Origin of the sequence: Deinococcus ficus (assembly GCF_003444775.1) — a bacterium.
Classification (GTDB): domain Bacteria; phylum Deinococcota; class Deinococci; order Deinococcales; family Deinococcaceae; genus Deinococcus; species Deinococcus ficus.
Map to the genome: position 1 here is coordinate 710,043 of NZ_CP021081.1, position 16,742 is coordinate 726,784.

General features: G+C 69.2%; 12 protein-coding genes. 6 read left to right on the forward strand and 6 right to left on the reverse strand.

What is annotated here, in order from left to right; all coding sequences use genetic code 11:
- Positions 1 to 77: 77 nt before the first annotated feature.
- From rpoC to DFI_RS03595, 3 genes are all read right to left on the reverse strand, one after another.
- Positions 78 to 4,703 (reverse strand): DNA-directed RNA polymerase subunit beta', encoded by a 4,626-nt coding sequence (gene rpoC, locus DFI_RS03585; protein WP_027461971.1) that lies wholly within the window; start codon positions 4,701 to 4,703, stop codon positions 78 to 80.
- Positions 4,704 to 4,794: 91 nt separating this feature from the next.
- Positions 4,795 to 8,238, reverse strand: coding sequence for a DNA-directed RNA polymerase subunit beta (gene rpoB, locus DFI_RS03590; RefSeq protein WP_027461972.1), 3,444 nt, complete (start codon positions 8,236 to 8,238; stop codon positions 4,795 to 4,797).
- Positions 8,239 to 8,621: 383 nt separating this feature from the next.
- On the reverse strand, positions 8,622 to 9,251 hold the full coding sequence (locus tag DFI_RS03595) for a phospholipase A2 (RefSeq protein WP_027461973.1): 630 nt from the start codon (positions 9,249 to 9,251) through the stop codon (positions 8,622 to 8,624).
- A gap of 212 nt (positions 9,252 to 9,463) precedes the next feature.
- Between DFI_RS03595 and DFI_RS03600 the strand changes: the two genes are divergently transcribed.
- Entirely contained in the window at positions 9,464 to 10,054 is a 591-nt protein-coding gene (locus DFI_RS03600) for a TetR/AcrR family transcriptional regulator (RefSeq protein ID WP_027461974.1), read from the forward strand.
- A gap of 231 nt (positions 10,055 to 10,285) precedes the next feature.
- Entirely contained in the window at positions 10,286 to 11,053 is a 768-nt protein-coding gene (locus DFI_RS03605; protein ID WP_022800045.1) for a TerC family protein, read from the forward strand.
- 66 nt (positions 11,054 to 11,119) lie between these two features.
- Here the strand turns inward: DFI_RS03605 and DFI_RS03610 are convergent, their stop codons facing one another.
- Positions 11,120 to 12,040: a DMT family transporter gene (locus DFI_RS03610; RefSeq protein WP_027461976.1), complete on the reverse strand. Its 921-nt coding sequence runs from the start codon at positions 12,038 to 12,040 to the stop codon at positions 11,120 to 11,122.
- Positions 12,041 to 12,114: 74 nt separating this feature from the next.
- Here DFI_RS03610 and DFI_RS03615 point away from each other — a divergent pair, with 74 nt between their 5' ends.
- Complete coding sequence (locus tag DFI_RS03615) at positions 12,115 to 12,372, forward strand: NAD(P)H-dependent oxidoreductase subunit E (protein ID WP_027461977.1); 258 nt, start codon at positions 12,115 to 12,117, stop codon at positions 12,370 to 12,372.
- 54 nt (positions 12,373 to 12,426) lie between these two features.
- On the opposite strand, the gene DFI_RS03620 is transcribed toward DFI_RS03615, so the two are convergent.
- Together DFI_RS03620 and DFI_RS03625 are read right to left on the reverse strand one after the other, a co-directional pair.
- Positions 12,427 to 12,963, reverse strand: coding sequence for a putative periplasmic lipoprotein (locus DFI_RS03620; protein ID WP_027461978.1), 537 nt, complete (start codon positions 12,961 to 12,963; stop codon positions 12,427 to 12,429).
- On the reverse strand, positions 12,960 to 13,670 hold the full coding sequence (locus DFI_RS03625; protein ID WP_027461979.1) for an SDR family oxidoreductase: 711 nt from the start codon (positions 13,668 to 13,670) through the stop codon (positions 12,960 to 12,962). The genes DFI_RS03620 and DFI_RS03625 overlap by 4 nt, the downstream gene beginning before the upstream one ends.
- Positions 13,671 to 13,724: 54 nt before the next feature.
- Between DFI_RS03625 and DFI_RS03630 the strand changes: the two genes are divergently transcribed.
- From DFI_RS03630 to DFI_RS03640, 3 genes are all read left to right on the forward strand, one after another.
- A complete protein-coding gene (locus DFI_RS03630; RefSeq protein ID WP_051307456.1) occupies positions 13,725 to 14,900 on the forward strand; it encodes a class I SAM-dependent rRNA methyltransferase in 1,176 nt (391 codons plus the stop codon).
- 68 nt (positions 14,901 to 14,968) lie between these two features.
- Complete coding sequence (locus tag DFI_RS03635) at positions 14,969 to 15,697, forward strand: M23 family metallopeptidase (RefSeq protein WP_051307457.1); 729 nt, start codon at positions 14,969 to 14,971, stop codon at positions 15,695 to 15,697.
- The gene (locus DFI_RS03640) at positions 15,694 to 16,689 is read left to right on the forward strand and encodes a TolB-like translocation protein (RefSeq protein WP_244940307.1); all 996 of its coding nucleotides are present in this window, start codon (positions 15,694 to 15,696) and stop codon (positions 16,687 to 16,689) included. The genes DFI_RS03635 and DFI_RS03640 overlap by 4 nt, the downstream gene beginning before the upstream one ends.
- Positions 16,690 to 16,742: the final 53 nt, after the last annotated feature.

Genomic DNA, 16,742 nt, shown 5'->3' on the forward strand with positions numbered 1-16,742 from the left:
CAGCCCTCAATGAACCCCCCCCACCCGTTTCCAGGTGGGGGGTTCTCGTTGAGGCGCTCAGCCTTTCGGCTCTTCGCTCAGTTGGTGTAGGTGACGTCGGTGGTGAAGCCGGGGCGGGTGTCGTCGTAGCTGCGGTCCCCGGTGACGGCGTCGGTGCTGGTGCTGCCTTCGCCGTATTTTTCCAGGGTGCGGTCGTCGGCGACCTGCATGTCCCGCACGGTCTGGAGGCCGGTGCCGGCGGGGATGAGTTTCCCGAGGATGACGTTTTCCTTCAGGCCGATCAGGTCGTCCACCTGGCCGCGCATGCTGGCTTCGGTGAGCACGTGGGTGGTGTGCTGGAAGCTCGCGGCGGACAGCCAGGACTTGGTAATCAGGCTGCTCTTGGTGATGCCCAGCAGGACGGGTTTCCAGCTGGCCGGGGTCTGGCCCTCACTGAGGGCGTTGTTGGCTTCGTCGAGGTCGAAGCGTTCCACGGTCTGGCCTTCGAGCAGGTCGGTGTCGCCGCCGTCCACGATTTCCACGTAGCGGAGCATCTGGCGGATGATGACTTCGATGTGCTTGTCGTGGACCTTCACGCCCTGGCTGCGGTACACGCGCTGCACTTCGTCCACCAGGTACTTCTGGGCGGATTCGTTGTCCTTGTGTTCCAGCAGGTCGATGGGGTAGATGGCGCCGCGGGTGAGCTGCTGCCCGGCTTCGACGCGGGCGCCGTCCTTGATTTCGGGGAGGAGGCGGATGGCGCGGCTGACCTTGTGGAGCTTGCCGCTGTAGGCGGCGTCGTCGGCCTCGACCTTGATGAGGTAGCGTTCCTCTTCCTCGGTGATGTGGATGGTGCCGGTCGCGTCGGCGATCAGGGCGGGGACCTTGGGTTTGCGCGCTTCGAACAGTTCGATCACGCGGGGCAGACCCATGGTGATGTCGCCGCCGCCGGCGATCCCGCCGGTGTGGAAGGTGCGCATGGTGAGCTGCGTGCCGGGCTCGCCGATGGATTCGGCGGCGACGACGCCGACCGCTTCGCCCATGCTGACGGGTTTGGCCTGGGAGAGGTCGTAGCCGTAGCACTTCTGGCACACGCCGCTCTTGACGCGGCAGTTCAGGGGGGTGCGGACCATGACGTCACCGAGGGCCTTGGCGTCCTTGGTGATGGCCTTGACGTCTTCCAGGGACAGCATGCTGCCTTCCTTGAGGACGCTGCCGTCGCTGAAGGTCACGTCGGCGACCAGGGTGCGGCCGTAGATGCTGGTCTCGATCTCGCTGCCCTTGCGGGTGCGCCATTCGCCGGTGCGGTCGTCCACGGCGCCCAGGGCGATGGTGGTGTAGTCGGTGGTGCCGCAGTCCACGTCGCGGACGACGACTTCGTGCGCCACGTCCACCAGTTTGCGGGTGAGGTAGCCGGAGTCGGCGGTGCGGAGCGCGGTGTCGGCCCCGCCCTTACGCGCGCCGTGGGTGCTGATGAAGTATTCCAGCACGGTCAGGCCTTCGCGGAAGTTCGCGCGGATCGGCACTTCGATCGTGGAACCGTCGGGGCGGGCCATCAGGCCGCGCATCCCGGCCAGCTGACGGACCTGCTGGGGGTTACCACGGGCGCCGGACTGGCTCATGATCCATAGGGGGTTGAAGGGGTAGTTCTGGCTGAAGTTCTCGAACACCGCGGCCTTGACCTCGTCGGTGGTGTCGTTCCACAGCTGCACGACCTGCTTGTAGCGTTCCTCGTCCGTCATGAAGCCGAACTCGTAGTTCTGCTCGATGGCGCGCTGCTTCTCGTCGGCGGCGGCGAGGATCTCGCCCTTGTTGGGCGGGATGACGATGTCGTCGATGCCGATGGTGATGCCGGAGGTGGTGGAGAGCTTGAAGCCGCTGGCTTTCAGGGCGTCAAGCAGCCCGGCGGTCGCCTCGATGCCGAGTTCCTTGAAGCACGCCATGACCATGTCTTTCAGGGCGTCTTTTTCGTAGGCGGTGTCGAGGTTGACGAGGGTGTCCACGAGGTGCGCCTGGTTGCCCAGGGCTTCCTGCACCAGGCGGCGGAACATGACGCGGCCGGCGCTGGTGTTGTGGGTGGTTCCGTTCACGCGGATGCGCACGGCGTCCTGGTAGTCGATCTCGCCGCGTTCCACGGCCATGATCGCCTCGTCGGGGTTGCTGAAGTTGTACTTCAGCAGGCCGGGGGTGAGGTCCTCGCCGTTCAGGGTGATGTGGCTGTTCAGCGCGACCGTGCCGTCACGCAGGGCGGCCAGGACGTCCTGTTCGGCGGTGAAGGCGGTGCCGGCGCCCAGGTTGTCCTTGCGCAGCTGAGTCAGGGTGAAGATACCCAGGATGATGTCGCGGCTGGGTTTGACGTTCGGTTCGCCGTTCGCGGGGGACAGCAGGTTGTGCGAGGCGAGCATCTGGATGCGCGCTTCAGCCTGCGCCTGGGCGCTCAGGGGGACGTGGATGGCCATCTGGTCGCCGTCGAAGTCGGCGTTGAAGGCTTCACAGACCAGCGGGTGCAGCTGGATGCTCTGGCCTTCGACGAGCACGGGCTCGAAGGCCTGGATGCCGAGGCGGTGCAGGGTGGGCGCGCGGTTGAGCAGCACGACCTTGTCCTCGATGACCTCTTCCAGGGCGTCCCAGACGCTGTCGCGGGTGTCGCGGTAGCGTTCGAGCATCTTGCGGGCCTGCTTGATGTTGGTGACCTCGCCCTTCTCTTCGAGCACCTTGAACAGGAACGGCTTGAACAGTTCCAGGGCCATGCGCTTGGGCACGCCGCACTGGTGCAGTTTGAGCTGCGGGCCGACCACGATCACGCTGCGGCCGGAGTAGTCCACGCGCTTCCCGAGCAGGTTCTGGCGGAAGCGGCCCTGCTTCCCGCCGAGCAGGTCGGTCAGGCTGCGCAGGCTGCGGTCACTGCCGGGGTTGGTGACGGGGCTGCCGCGGCGGCCGTTGTCGATCAGGGCGTCCACCGCTTCCTGAAGCATGCGCTTCTCGTTGCGGATGATCATGTCCGGCGCGCCCTGGTTCATCAGCTTCTTCAGGCGGTTGTTGCGGTTGATCAGGCGGCGGTACAGGTCGTTCAGGTCGCTGGTGGCGAAGCGTCCGCCGTCCACCTGCACCATGGGGCGCAGGTCCGGCGGCATGACCGGCACGGTGTTCATGATCATCCAGCTGGGGTTGTTGCCGCTGCGCTTGAAGCTGCGGGTCACTTCCAGCCGCTTGCGGGCCTTGGCGCGCTTGTGGCGGGAGGAGTCCTTCATCTGCTCGCCCAGTTCGGCTTCCAGCTGGTCCAGGTCCAGTTCGTCCAGCAGTTCCTTGACGGCTTCGGCGCCCATCTTGGCTTCGAAGTCGTAGGACTCGATCACGCGGACCTGCTTGCGCACCAGGTCGATCTCCACGCGGCCGCTGATCTCGCTGCGGACGTTGCCGCTGTCGGCGAGTTCGTCACCGGGCTCGACGCGGTCGCCGATCACGACGAGGGGCTCGTCCTGGTAGGGGTAGACCTTGGCCTTGCTCACGATGATGCTCGCGGGCATGTGCAGGGTCATGACGCCGTCGGCCTCGGCGATGATTTCCTCTTCCTTGTCGATGGCGCCGACGACCTTCTGGCCTTTCTTGACCTGGCTTTCGTCGCCGACCAGGACGTGCATGGTGGGGTTGATGGGGTAGTCCACGCGGCGGGTCCAGTGGGCGGTGAGTTTCACGTCGCCCTTCTTGGGAATCTGGACTTCGCTCAGGCGGCTGTCGCGGCTGACGCGCAGGCGGGTGCCGCTCTGGGCGTCGGCAAGCACGGCGCCGGCCTCGATGATCTCGCCGTTGGCGACCTGCACGTTCATGCCGTGCGGGACGTACACGCGGCTCAGGACTTCGCCCTGGGCGGCGTCGGCGTCGTCACCCTCCGCCTCGACCGTCTCGCGGATCTCGACCATGACGCTGTCCTCGCCCATTTCGAGCAGGAAGGCGGTGCCGTCCACGGGGGCGGTGATGCTGACGTCCTCTTCCAGTTCGGCGAGGATCTCACCGGCGCGGAAGGCGTCCTGATCCACCAGGGCGCTGGCGGGCAGCGGCAGGGCGGCCTCGACGGCTTCGGCGTAGGCGATCTCGGCGCGGCGGGGGAAGCGGTACTGTGCCAGGCCGTCCATCTTCGCCACGACGTTGCCGCCCAGCACCTGGCCGCGGGTCACGTACTCGCCGTCACGGATGTTGGCGTCGGTGCCGTTGGGAAGGGCGTAGGTTTCCTGCCGGCCGAAGCGTAGTTCGCGGTACTCGTCGTCGCTGAGCAGCTCGCCGCGCTTGAGGGGACGGCCGTCTTTCTGGGCGTTCATGGGCTTGGTGACCAGGAAGCTGCTGAAGTACAGCACCTTTTCCAGCTGCCCGGCGCTGAGGTCCAGCAGCGTGCCGATCTTGCTGGGGGTGTCCTTGACGTACCAGATGTGCGCGGCCGGGGTCGCCAGGTCGATGTGACCCATGCGGTAGCGGCGGACCTTGCTGCTGGTGACTTCCACGCCGCAGCGTTCGCAGACCTTGCCCTCGTAGCGCTGGCGCTTGTACTTGCCGCAGGCGCACTCGTAGTCCTTGATCGGCCCGAAGATGCGCTCGTCGAACAGGCCCTCGCGTTCGGGTTTCAGAGTGCGGTAGTTGATGGTTTCCGGTTTTTCGACCTCGCCGAACGACCATTCCCGGATCTTCTCGGGGCTGGCGATGGCGATGCGGACTTTGCTGAAATCTTTCATTCAAAGCTCCTGTGAGTGGAGGCTTGTGGGGTGCAGCGTGCAGATGCGGGGAGGGGAGAGGCCCGGGGGGCCCGCTCCCCGGTCTCCCGGATCAGCGCTTGGGCATCATGCCTTCGAAGATGTCCACGGCGCGGTCGCCGTTGTCGAGCACCTCGACGTCCAGGCCCAGCGAGTGGAGTTCCTTGACGAGCACCTTGAACGACTCGGGGATGGTGCTGCCGGAGACTTCCTCGCCCTTGACGATGCTCTGGTACGCGGCGTCGCGGCCGTCGATGTCGTCGGACTTGATGGTCAGCATCTCCTGCAGGGTGTGCGCGGCGCCGTACGCCTCGAGCGCCCACACTTCCATCTCCCCGAAGCGCTGCCCGCCGAACTGCGCCTTCCCGCCCAGCGGCTGCTGGGTGATCAGGCTGTACGGGCCGGTGGAGCGCGCGTGGAGCTTGTCTTCCACCATGTGGTAGAGCTTCATCACGTACATGATCCCGACCACGACCGGGCCGCTGATGGGTTCGCCGGTGCGGCCGTCGTACAGGATGCTCTTGCCCACGCGGGCGAGCTGCATCTGGGCCTTCTCGTAGTCGCCGGCGGGCTGGTCGATCACGCCGAGCTTCCCGGCGCGCTCGAGCACCTCGATCTCGCGCTTGTCGAGTTCGAAGCCCTCGTCCTTGCGCTTCTGGAGGCGTTCGGCGGCGGCCACTTCCAGCATTTCCTTGATGGCGGCTTCGGTGGCGCTGTCGAACACCGGGGTTTCGAACTTCTGGCCGGTGAGGCGGGCCACTTCACCCAGGTGCGTTTCCAGGATCTGCCCGAGGTTCATGCGGCTGGGCACGCCCAGGGGGTTGAACACGATGTCCACGGGGGTGCCGTCTTCAAGGTACGGCATGTCCTCGGGGCGCATGATCTTGGACACGACGCCCTTGTTCCCGTGGCGGTTGGCGACCTTGTCGCCCACCTGCAGCTGGCGTTTCTGGGCCACGTACACGCGGACCATCTCGCGCACGCCGGGCTTGAGGTCCACGCCCTCGTCGCCGCGGCGGAAGCGCACGGTCTTCACGACGATGCCGCCCTGACCGGACTGCACGCGCAGACTGGTGTCCTTCACCTCGCGGGCCTTCTCCCCGAAGATGCTTCGCAGGAGCCGCTCTTCCGGGGTGGGTTCAGATTCGCCCTTGAAGCTGGTCTTGCCGACCAGGATGTCGCCGGGCTTGACCTCGGCGCCGACGCGCACGATGCCGTCCTCGTCCAGGTCGCGCAGCGCGGCTTCGCTGAGGCCGGGGATGTCGCGGGTGATCTTTTCCGGCCCGAGCTTGGTGTCGCGGGCGTCGATCTCGTCTTTCTCGATGTGGACGCTGGTGTAGAAGTCCTGCTGAACCAGGCCCTCGTTGATGCAGATGGCGTCTTCGAAGTTGAAGCCGTCGAAGGGCATGATCGCGATGGTGATGTTCTGCCCGAGCGCGAGGCGGCCCATGTCGGACGCGGGGCCGTCGGCGAGGACCTGCCCGGCCACGACGTCGTCACCGACGTTCACGATGGGCTGCTGGTCCAGGTTGGTGCCCTGGTTGCTGCGGGTGAAGCGCACGAGTTCGAAGGTGCGGACGTTGCCCTTGACCATGCCGGCCTCGGCGCTGTCCTCGCTGAGCGTCACCTGGATGGCGCGGGCGTCCACGTAGGTCACGCGTCCGGTCACGTCGCTCACGACGCTGGTGCCCGAATCGGTCACCACGCGGCGCTCGACGCCGGTGCCCACGGCGGGGCTGTCGGCGCGCACGAGCGGCACGGCCTGAGACTGCATGTTGGAACCCATGAGGGCGCGGTTGGCGTCGTCGTGCTCCAGGAAGGGAATCAGAGAAGTGTTGATCGAGACGATCTGCTTGGGGCTCACGTCCATGAAGTCCACTTCGTCGGGCGTGTACCAGAGCGGATCGCCCTTGCGGCGGGCCAGCACGCGCTCGTCCGCGAAGGTGTTGTCGTCGTTCAGGGGGCTGTTCGCCTGCGCGATGGTGTAACGGTCCTCGACGTCGGCGGTCATGTAGATGACGTCGTCGGTGACCTTGCCGCCTTCCACGCGGCGGTACGGCGCCTCGATGAAGCCCAGGGCGTTGACCTTGCTGTAGCTCGACAGACTGCTGATCAGGCCGATGTTGGCGCCTTCGGGCGTCTCGATCGGGCAGATGCGGCCGTAGTGCGTGCGGTGCACGTCGCGCACGTCGAAGCCGGCGCGCTCGCGGGTCAGGCCGCCCGGCCCCAGGGCCGAGATGCGGCGCTTGTGACGCAGGTCGGACAGCGGGTTGGTCTGGTCCTTGAACTGCGACAGCTGGCTGCGGCCGAAGAACTCGCGCATGGCCGCCACGATCGGGCGGTTGTTCACCAGTTTGGTGGGGGTGGCGGCGTCCGGGTTGCCGAGCAGCATGCGTTCACGCACGCCGCGCGCCATGCGGCCCATCCCGACGCGCAGCTGGTCGGCGAGCAGTTCGCCCACGGTGCGCACGCGGCGGTTGCCGAGGTGGTCGATGTCGTCCTCGGTGACGGGCACCTCGGTGCCGTCGATGTTCACGGTTTCCAGGCCGTGCTGCAGCGCCATCAGGTAGCGGATGGTGTCCACCAGCCCGGCGTCGCTGAACCTGCCGTCCTCGAACTTCAGCAGGGTCCGCTCGGTGCGGCTCAGGCCCAGCTTGGTGTTCATCTTGAACCGGCCGGGTTCGCCCAGGTCGTAGCGGCGCGGGTCGGCCAGCAGGCCGTACAGGTACTGCGTGGCCTTGTCGCGCTTGGGCGGGTCGCCGGGGCGCAGGACCGTGAACAGGCGCAGCAGGGCCTCGTCGGCGCCCATGCCGGCGCTCTTGTCCTCGGGCAGTTCGGTGCCTTCGGGCTCGAACTCCGTGAACAGCGTGCGCAGGGAGGCGTCGTCGTAGCCGAGGACGCGCAGCAGCAGGCTCACGGGGAACTTGCGCTTGTTCACCTTCATTTCCAGCACGCCGCTGTTGAACTCCAGTTCGATCCAGGGGCCGCGCTTGGGCATGGGGATGATCGCGCCGGTGTACATCTTCTTGATGCCCTTGTAGCTGCTCGTGAAGTACACGCCGGGGCTGCGGTGGATCTGGGAGATCACCACGCGGTCGGCGCCGTTGATGACGAAGGAGCCGTCCTCGGTCATCAGCGGCAGGTCGCCCAGGAACACCTGGTCTTCCTTGATCAGCCCGGAGTCCTTGTGGATCAGCTGGAGCTTGGCGTACATGGGGGCCTGGTAGGTCAGGTCCTTCTCGCGGCACTCCTCGGGGCTGTAGGGGGGCTCACCCAGGCGGTATTCCAGGTAGTCCAGCACCAGGCCGGTCGAGCGGCCTTTTTCGGTCTCGTCGATGGGGAAGACTTCTTTGAAGGCGCTTTCCAGGCCGGCGTCGTCGCGCGCGTCCGGGGCCCTATCGGCCTGCAGGAACGCCCGGAAGGAGTTCACCTGCACTTCGGTCAGGTTGGGGAGCGGGATGACTTCCTTGATGTCACCGAACCGCTCGATGCGGGGCTCTTTACCGTTGAAACTCATGCACACCTCGCTGTATGTGGTCCTGCTCGCGTGGCACCCTTGCTTCTCTCGCTGAACTTGCGCGGCTCTTCCGGGGCAGAAAAAAGACGCGTTTGAAACGCGAGGCCTGCTGCCCGCGTTCCGATCCTGGTCACTCAGTTGTGAAGTCCAGCTTCCTGCAAGGAACTCCTGCCCAACCCATCATGGTCGGCCAAAGGCCAGTATACGCCCGGACGGGATGACCCGTCAAACCAGAGGCCGGCGGCAGGTCGGGAAAGCTGACTGTTGGCGCGGAGCATACGCCGCCGCCCCGCCTCCCGTCCAGTGCCGCCCGCCCCGGAGGCCCCTGAAATACGCCGGCCCCGGCCTGCCCAGATGGCGGCCGGGGCCGGGGAAGAAGCAGCCTAGAAGCTGCTGCCCCCGCCGATCCGCACGCCCTGGTAGTAGGCGTACGCGGCGCTGTAGCACGCGGGGCGGGCGTACCAGCTCTTCGCGGCGCAGATGCTCTTCATGTTCGTGTAGAAGGCCTCGTCGGTGGTCAGGCGGTTGGCGTCGGTGCGCTGGTACACCTTGAGATTGCGGTACCCGAAGTCGTGCACGTTGCACGCCGGCCGGAAGTCCTCCCGGTAGCCCAGGCCCACGCCGTCCGGAGCGCTGCACCCGTCGCGCGTCCAGTTCAGGCCGGTGTACGGCAGGGACGTGCCGCTGTACGCGCTGTACTGGCTGTTGTAGTTGCTGACCGTGCCCCAGCCGGTGCGCTTGATGTACGCCAGGCGGTCACTGGCGTAATCCAGGCCGCCCAGCTCCGGCGCCGCCGGCAGGGCCTGAGCCGGACGCTCGCCGTATGCTTCCTGCAGGGCGGCCAGCAGGCCGGGGTCGTCGCCGTAACGGGCCAGGATCGCCTGGCTGCCGGCGTCCTGCAGTTCCGGGCGGGTGGCGTACCCGGCCACCAGGGAGGGGGGCGTGGCCTGGGAGCAGGCGCCGAGCAGGGACGCGGTGGCGAGCAGGGCAGCAGACAGCAGAAGTGAACGCATGGGTCTCCTCGGGGGCCCGGGGGCGGGCGGAAGCAGGGACGGGGCCACGTGAACGCGGGAGGGGTCCGGGCGGACCGGCCAGTGAGGCGGCAGGGCCCGGAAGGCTGAATTGCGCTGTGAGGGCAGTCTAGCGCATCCGTCCGGCGCGGCGAGACTGCGCGCTCGGCCGGGGGCCGGACCGGGACATCCTGCCCGGCGCGTATCATGCCTGTGTGACCGTTTCAGCCTCGTACCCGTCCGCCCCTGACAGCACCCGCATCCGCATCCAGCAGGAGGCCGCGCGCCTGTTCGTGGCCAGCGGGTACCACGGGGTCAGCATGCGGGAGGTCGCCGAGGCCGTCGGCGTGACCAAGCCGGCCCTGTACCACCACTACGCCGACAAGGAAGCGCTGTTCCTGGCCATGCTGGACGGCGCCCTGGCCGGCCTGGACCGCCTCGTGCAGCACGCCGGCGCGCAGAGCGGCCTGCACGCGCAGCTGAACACCCTGGTGGGGGAACTGATCGCCAGCGCGCCCGAGCAGCGTGTGGGCCTGCAACTCGCGTCCGAACTGCGGCACGTGTCCCCGGACCGGCGCGCCGCTTTCGAGGCCGAGTACCGCCGCGTGTGGATGGGTGGCCTGACCGACCTGTTCAACGCCGCCGCCGCCCGCGGTGAGCTGCGCCGGGACCTGCCGCCCAGCGCGCTGGCCCGGGCGTTCCTGGCGATCATCTACCCGCTGGTGACCGGGCCCCGCCTGCCCGAGCCGGAGGAAACGGCGCGCGCGCTGCTGGCGGTGTACCTGGAGGGCGCCACGCCCCGCTGAGCCCGGGGGCCTCCCGGCCACCGCAATTCCTGAGTGAAAAATGAAGGTCCTTCATGCAACTCGCATGAACGGTGCACAACTTCTCCCGGAGCATGACCTGTAACGCGCCGAGCCCTTCCCCCGGAAGGCCGCCCGGCGCGGACCTTCACACCCCGCCCGGAAGGGCCGCCCCGGCCTCTTCCACTCATCCTTCCGCCCGCACGGCGCTGCGGGCGCCTGGAGTACCCATTCATGGAATCACTGTTCAGCTGGATCACCCAGCCCGAAGCGTGGCTGGCGTTCGCCACCCTGCTCCTCCTGGAAATCGTCCTGGGGATCGACAACGTCATCTTCATCTCGATCCTCGCCGGGAAACTCCCCCCCGAGCAGCAACAGCGCGCCCGCACCATCGGCCTGCTGGGCGCCATGCTGATGCGCCTGGCCCTGCTATTTTCCATCACCTGGATCTACCGCCTCAAGGACGACCTGTTCAGCCTGTTCGGCATGGGCTTCTCCGGCCGCGACCTGATCCTGATCTTCGGGGGCCTGTTCCTGCTGTACAAGGCCGTCAAGGAAATGCACGAACAGCTCGAAGGCCCCGGCCATGACGCGCCGAGCGTGGGGGGCCGCGTGGGCGCGAACTTCGCCGCGATCATCGGACAGATCATGCTGCTGGACATCGTGTTCAGCCTGGACAGCGTGATCACCGCCGTGGGCATGGCCGACGACATCGGCGTGATGGTCGCCGCCGTGGTCGTGACCGTGCTGATCATGCTGGTCGCCGCCAAACCCATCGGCGACTTCGTGCAGGCCCACCCCACCGTGAAGATGCTGGCCCTGGCCTTCCTGCTCCTGATCGGCGTGAACCTGATCTCCGACGGGTTCGGGTTCAAGATCCCCAAGGGCTACACGTACTTCGCCATGGCCTTCGCCATCGGCGTGGAACTGCTGAACCTGCGCGTCCGGCGCGGCAAACCTGTCGCGCTGCACGGCTCCGACCGCCACCCCGACGCCGAGTAACCGCTCCCCAGCACGCGCCCCCGGCCTGCAGGCCGGGGGCTGCTCGTTGGACCGAAAGAACGGCCCCTAGCCGCCCAGCGGCGCGGGCCGTTCCGGCCAGTTCGCCCACGCCGCCCCGCCCAGAATCACGCCCGCCGCCAGCCACACCGGCAGCGGCAGGTGCTCGTGCAGCAGCAGCGCACTCAGGATCAGCGCGATCACGGGCGCCAGGGTGTTCCACACGCTGGTGCGCGCCGCGCCCAGCACCTGCGCCCCCCGCGCCCACGCCAGGTACGCGACCACGTTCGCGCCCAGCCCGCTGGCCAGCACGCCCAGCCACGCCAGCGGCGGCGTGCCCCGCACGTGCAGGTGCGGCAGGGCCAGGAGCAGGTACGGCAGGCACCCCAGCCCCAGGCTGAACGCCACGAACGGCAGCGCCCCCACCCGCGCCGACAGGCTCCGGTTAAACAGCGTGTACAGCGCCCAGCAGGTCGCCGCCAGCAGCAGCCACCCCAGCCCGACCAGCGACACCGGCGTGCCCGGCTGCCGCGTCAGGAGCAGCAGGCCCAGCAACCCCAGGAACGCCACGCCCACCCCGCCCGCCTGCTTTACCGTCACCCGGTGCCCCAGCAGCAGGCCCAGCGGCAGCACCAGCACGGGCACCACACCGTTCACCAGGCCCGCCACGCCCGCCGGGGACAGGTTGATGCCGGTCAGGAACAGCGTCTGGAACAGGCTGTTGCCCAGCAGGCCCACGCCGGCCACCGCCAGCCACGTCCGCGCCGGCCAGCGGGGCCAGCCGTGCGCCCGGACGGCCAGCGCCACCAGGACCACGCCCGCCACCAGGAACCGCCCGGCGTTGATGCTCTGCGCGTCCAGGTAAGACAGCAGCGCCTTGAGCAGCACGATGTTCCCGCCCCACAGGGTCACGGTGAGAATCACGCCCAGCAGCGCCGAACGCTGGGCAGCCGCGGACGCGGCAGGCTGGACGGGAGAGGCGGCGCTCACCCCGGGAAGATACGGCCCCGCACACCCCACGCAGGCCGGCCTGCCTGAACGCATGCTCTAGGATGGGCACGCTGATGCCCGTGACCCGCCTGGAACTCTGTACCGACCACCTGACCATCGAGCAGCGGGAAACCCTGCTGGACACCGTCTGGGACGCCCTGCGCATCAGCCCCGGAATGGTGAGCGCCGACGGCAACGTCGAGCTGTGCCTCTCGCAGTGCGGGGCGCAGGTCAGTGCCGAGGACGCCCCCCTGGTCCGCGTGGACGGCCAGGAGTACCGCAACGTCACGCCCGAGCGCCTGCAGACCCTGCTGCGCCGCTGGAGCCGCTGAACGCAGCAGGCGGGCGCCCCGGGGTCATGCTCCGGGGCGCCCTGCCGGTGGGTCTCAGATCTTCGCCTGGGCCTTCACGTTCGACAGCTTGACCGTCTCGCCGTCCATCGGGCTGCCGGCCACGACCTCCATACCGAAGTACCCGCTCCCGGCGTGCGCGGCCGCGTCCAGGGCCGCCCCGCTGAGCTCGAAGGGAATCGCCACGCCCGCTTGCAGGTTCAGTGTGCCGATCCGCTGCGCCGCCTCGGCGGCCGCGTCGCAGACGAACAGGCGCGGCGTGACGGGCGTGGCCGGCACGACCGTGCAGCCGGTCAGGTCCGTCAGTGACGTCCGCACGTACATGTTCATGGTGGTCAGCGTGCCGCCCAGGCGGTGGTACGTCGCGTCGCCGCGCAGCGTGAGGTTCTTCAGGGCGGCCGGCACGGTCTGCGGCAGGCCGTTGCGTTCGGCATACACCACCTTGCCGGGGGACGCGGCCATCGAGGCGGCCAGCGGAATGGTGGAGTCGGGGACGCTCACCTCCGGGGTGGGAATCGCCCCGCAGGCGGACAGGCCCAGCACCAGGGCCGCCAGGGAGAGCACTTGTTTCATGGGTACGCCACCTCCTGCACGGTGGGGTGCAGCAGGATCTCGTCGATCCGCACCCGCGCCGGGACCGACAGAGCGTACAGAATCGCGTCGGCCACGTCCTCCGGTTTCAGCCAATCCGCCTTATGACTTTCTCCCGGCTGCGAGCCGGCGAAGTACGTGTCCACCATCCCGGAGCGGACCTCGGTGACGCGCAGGCCGTAGCCCTGCCCCTCGTGCGCCAGAGCGTGCGTCACGGCCCGCTGCCCGTATTTGCTGGCGGTGTACAGCGCCCCGTTCGCGAACGTGCGGGCGGAGACGTCACTCGTCACGTTCACCACCTGCGAGCCCTGCCCCGCCGCGTGCCGCGCCTGGAAGTGCGGAATCAGGGCGCGCGTGACCAGCAGCGTGCCCTTCACATTCGTGTCCATCACCCGGTGGTACTCGTCCGGGGTGATGTCCTGCACCGGCATGAACGCCCCCACGCCCGCGTTGTTCACCAGGGCGTCCACGCCCGCCGCGGCCGCCCGCTCCGCGAAGGCCTGCACGCTCGCCTCGTCCGTCACGTCCAGCGGCAGGAACGTGGCGCCCTGCACCTGCACGCCGTCCACGCTGCGCGCCCCGGCGATCACCTGCGCGCCCGCCGCCGTCAGGGCCCGCACCAGCGCCAGCCCGATGCCCTTGCTCGCGCCCGTCACGGCCACGACCCGCCCCTGCAGTTCCGCGTTCATGCGCGCCACTGTACGCCCGCCCTGCCCCTCCGGACCGTGCGCTACCCTTCACGGGTGAAGAAGGCCGCCACCGTGACCATTCAGCCGCAGGCCGTGCGCCGCATCGCGGGCCGCTACCCCTTCGGGCACAGCGGCGACATCCTGGACGCCGACCCCGGCATCCAGCCCGGCGAGGTCGTGGACGTCAAGGCCCAGGGCGGCGCGTTCCTGGGGCGCGGGTACTTCAACCCGCAGGGCGCCACCCCGCTGCGCATGCTGACCTGGCAGAAAGAGGACGTGGACCTGGCGTTCTACCGCGCGCGCCTGAAGGCCGCGCGCGCCCGCAGAGAGGGCCGCATCACCGGCACGAACGCCGTGCGCGTCCTGCACGCCGAGGCGGACGGGATGCCCGGCGTGGTCGCCGACCAGTTCGGCGAGGTGCTCAGCGTGCAGCTGCGCAACGCCGGCGTGGAACGCCACCGCGACCTGATTCTCAGGGCCCTGCGCGAGGACACCGGGGCCACCAGCGCCTTCGAGCGCAGCGACACCGGCGAGCGCCGCAAGGAGGGCCTGGACCTGATCAGCGGCGCCCTGTGGGGCGACCTGCCGGCGCGGGTGGAGTTCCACGAGGACGACCTGACATTGCACTTCAGCCCGCTGGACGCGCAGAAGACCGGGTTCTTCCTGGACCAGCGCGACAACCGCCGCCTGATGCGCACCCTGGTGCAGCCCGGGCAGGGCTTCCTGGACGTGTATTCCTACACCGGGGGCTTCAGCCTGCACGCCGCGCGCGCCGGCGCGAAGGCCGTCGCCGTGGACAAGGACCAGGTGGCCCTGGCGGCCCTGGAGCAGGCCGCGCGCGGCAACGGCCTGCAGGTGGGCGTGCGCTGGGGCGACGCGCTGGACCAGCTGAAAAACCTGGAAAAGGAGAAACGCAGCTTCCACGCCGTCGTGCTGGACCCGCCCACCCTCGCCAAACGCCGCGACGACATCCCCAAGGCCAAGCGCATCTTCACCGAGGGCGCCGCGCACGCTCTGCGCATGCTTGCCCCCGGCGGGCACCTCCTGATCAGCACCTGCGCCCACTACATCCGCGTGGACGACCTGCTGGACGCCGCCCGCGTGGCCGCCGCCGAGGCGGGCACCGACGCGGAGGTCACGGCCGTGACCTACCAGCCGGCCGACCACCCGCACCTGCTGAGCGTGCCGGAAAGCCTGTACCTGAAGAGCATCCTGCTGCGCAAAGCCTGACCGCTGCCTAAAGAAACGATGGTGGGCGCGCGTACGCTGGCGGGCGCGCCCGGCAGGCAGCATCAGGCATGTCCGCCCGACGAGTGCTGATGCCGCCCCTCGCCCTGACGGCGGCCCTGACCGGCGCGGCCGTCGCCCACTACGCCGCGCCGCTGCCCCTGAGCGCCGTGGCCCCGCCCGCCGCGCAGTTCGGCCTGCCGTTCGCGGGCGCGCCCGGCCCGGACACCTGGATGCTGGGCCAGGGGTACGGCAACACCACCGGCGCGTACCGGCAGCGCCGCAGCACGTACGGGAACCTGCAGGGCATCCACGCGGGCCTGGACTTCAGCGCGCCGTGCGGCACGCCCGTGCGCGCCGTCGGGGACGGCGTGATCGCCGAGGTGGACGGCCCGCACGGCAGCCCGCCGCACAACGTGGTCGTGAACCACGCCGGGAACCTCGCGAGCCTGTACGGGCACCTACGCGTGCGCTCGCCCCTCCGCGTGGGGCAGCGCGTGACGCGCGGGCAGGTGATCGGCGAGAGCGGTGACTCGCAGGGCACCTGCGTGAGCGCCCCGCACCTGCACCTGGAACTCCGGGACCGCTCGCACCAGCGGTTCTTCAACCCGCTGCCTTACATCCGCGCGGACTGGAACTCCCTGGCCCTGGCCGGCAGTTTCGGGCGCGGGTACGAGTACGACCTGACCCGCCCGCGCCGCTGGCAGACGCCGGACGACCAGCCGGCCGCGCTGCGGGGCGGGCCGCTGCTCAACGAATACCGCCAGCCGTGGCCGCCCGCCGCCGGAGGCGCCAGGTGAAGCGCCCACCCGTGTCCATCCTCCAGCGGAGCCTGGGTGCCCTGGCGCTGGCCGCCGCCCTGACCCTCCCGGCGATGGCGGCCACTCTGCCCTCCCGCGCGGTCCTCAGCGGCGGCTGTTGCCCCGGCGCGGTGTGGACGCCGGATTCCCGCGCGCTGCTGTTCCTGGACGGCCCGCCGGCCCGCGCCACCACCGGCATCTATCAGGTGCCCGCGGCGGGCGGGACGGTCACGCGGCGCTTCTCGTCGGTGGCGTACTTCTCGCCGGCGCTGCGCTGGGCGGTGCGGCCCGGCCCCGGCGAGGCGACCACCCTGGAACGCCTCGCGGACGGCCGGCGCTTCACGCTGCCCACCTACGGCGCGGACGTCGCCTGGACGCGCGCCGAGACGCGGCTGGCGTACGTGCGCAGCGCCACGACCGGCAACTTCGACCGGCGGGCCACGCGGGTGTTCGTGGCGGACGTGTTCGGCGCGCCGCGCCAGGTGGCCTCGCTGACGGGCGGCAGCCTGCACGGCTGGCTGAACGACACCACCCTGCTGCTGAGCGGCAAGCCCTCCGCGCAGGCGCGCGACCGGGAGCTGTTCACGCTGGACGTCCGCAGCGGCGCCCGGCGGGTGCTGCGGCAGGCCCTGAACTTCCGGTCGGTGACCGCCAGCCCGGACGGCCGCTTCGTGGCGTACACCGTGGCGTTCGACAGTGCCGCCCGCAACGGCCTGTGGGTGCAGGAATCGGCGGGCGGCGCGCCACGGGAACTGTCCACGTTCGGGTCGTACCGCTGGCGGGACGTCCGGCGCCTGCTGCTGATTCCGCTGAACGCGGCGGGCGGCCCGCACGAACTGCGGCAGTACGACGCGGTGGCCCGCACCTGGGCGACGCTGGGGGACCTGGGGGATCAGGTGCGGTCGTCGGATTGGTCCGTGAGCCCTGACGGCCGGCAGCTGCACTACCTGAGCGCCCGGGACGGCAACGTGCGCGTGCTCGCCCTGCCCTGAGGGCGGTAGGCCGTTCGGCGGGTGCGGGCCGGCGGAGGGCCCGGCCAGAATCA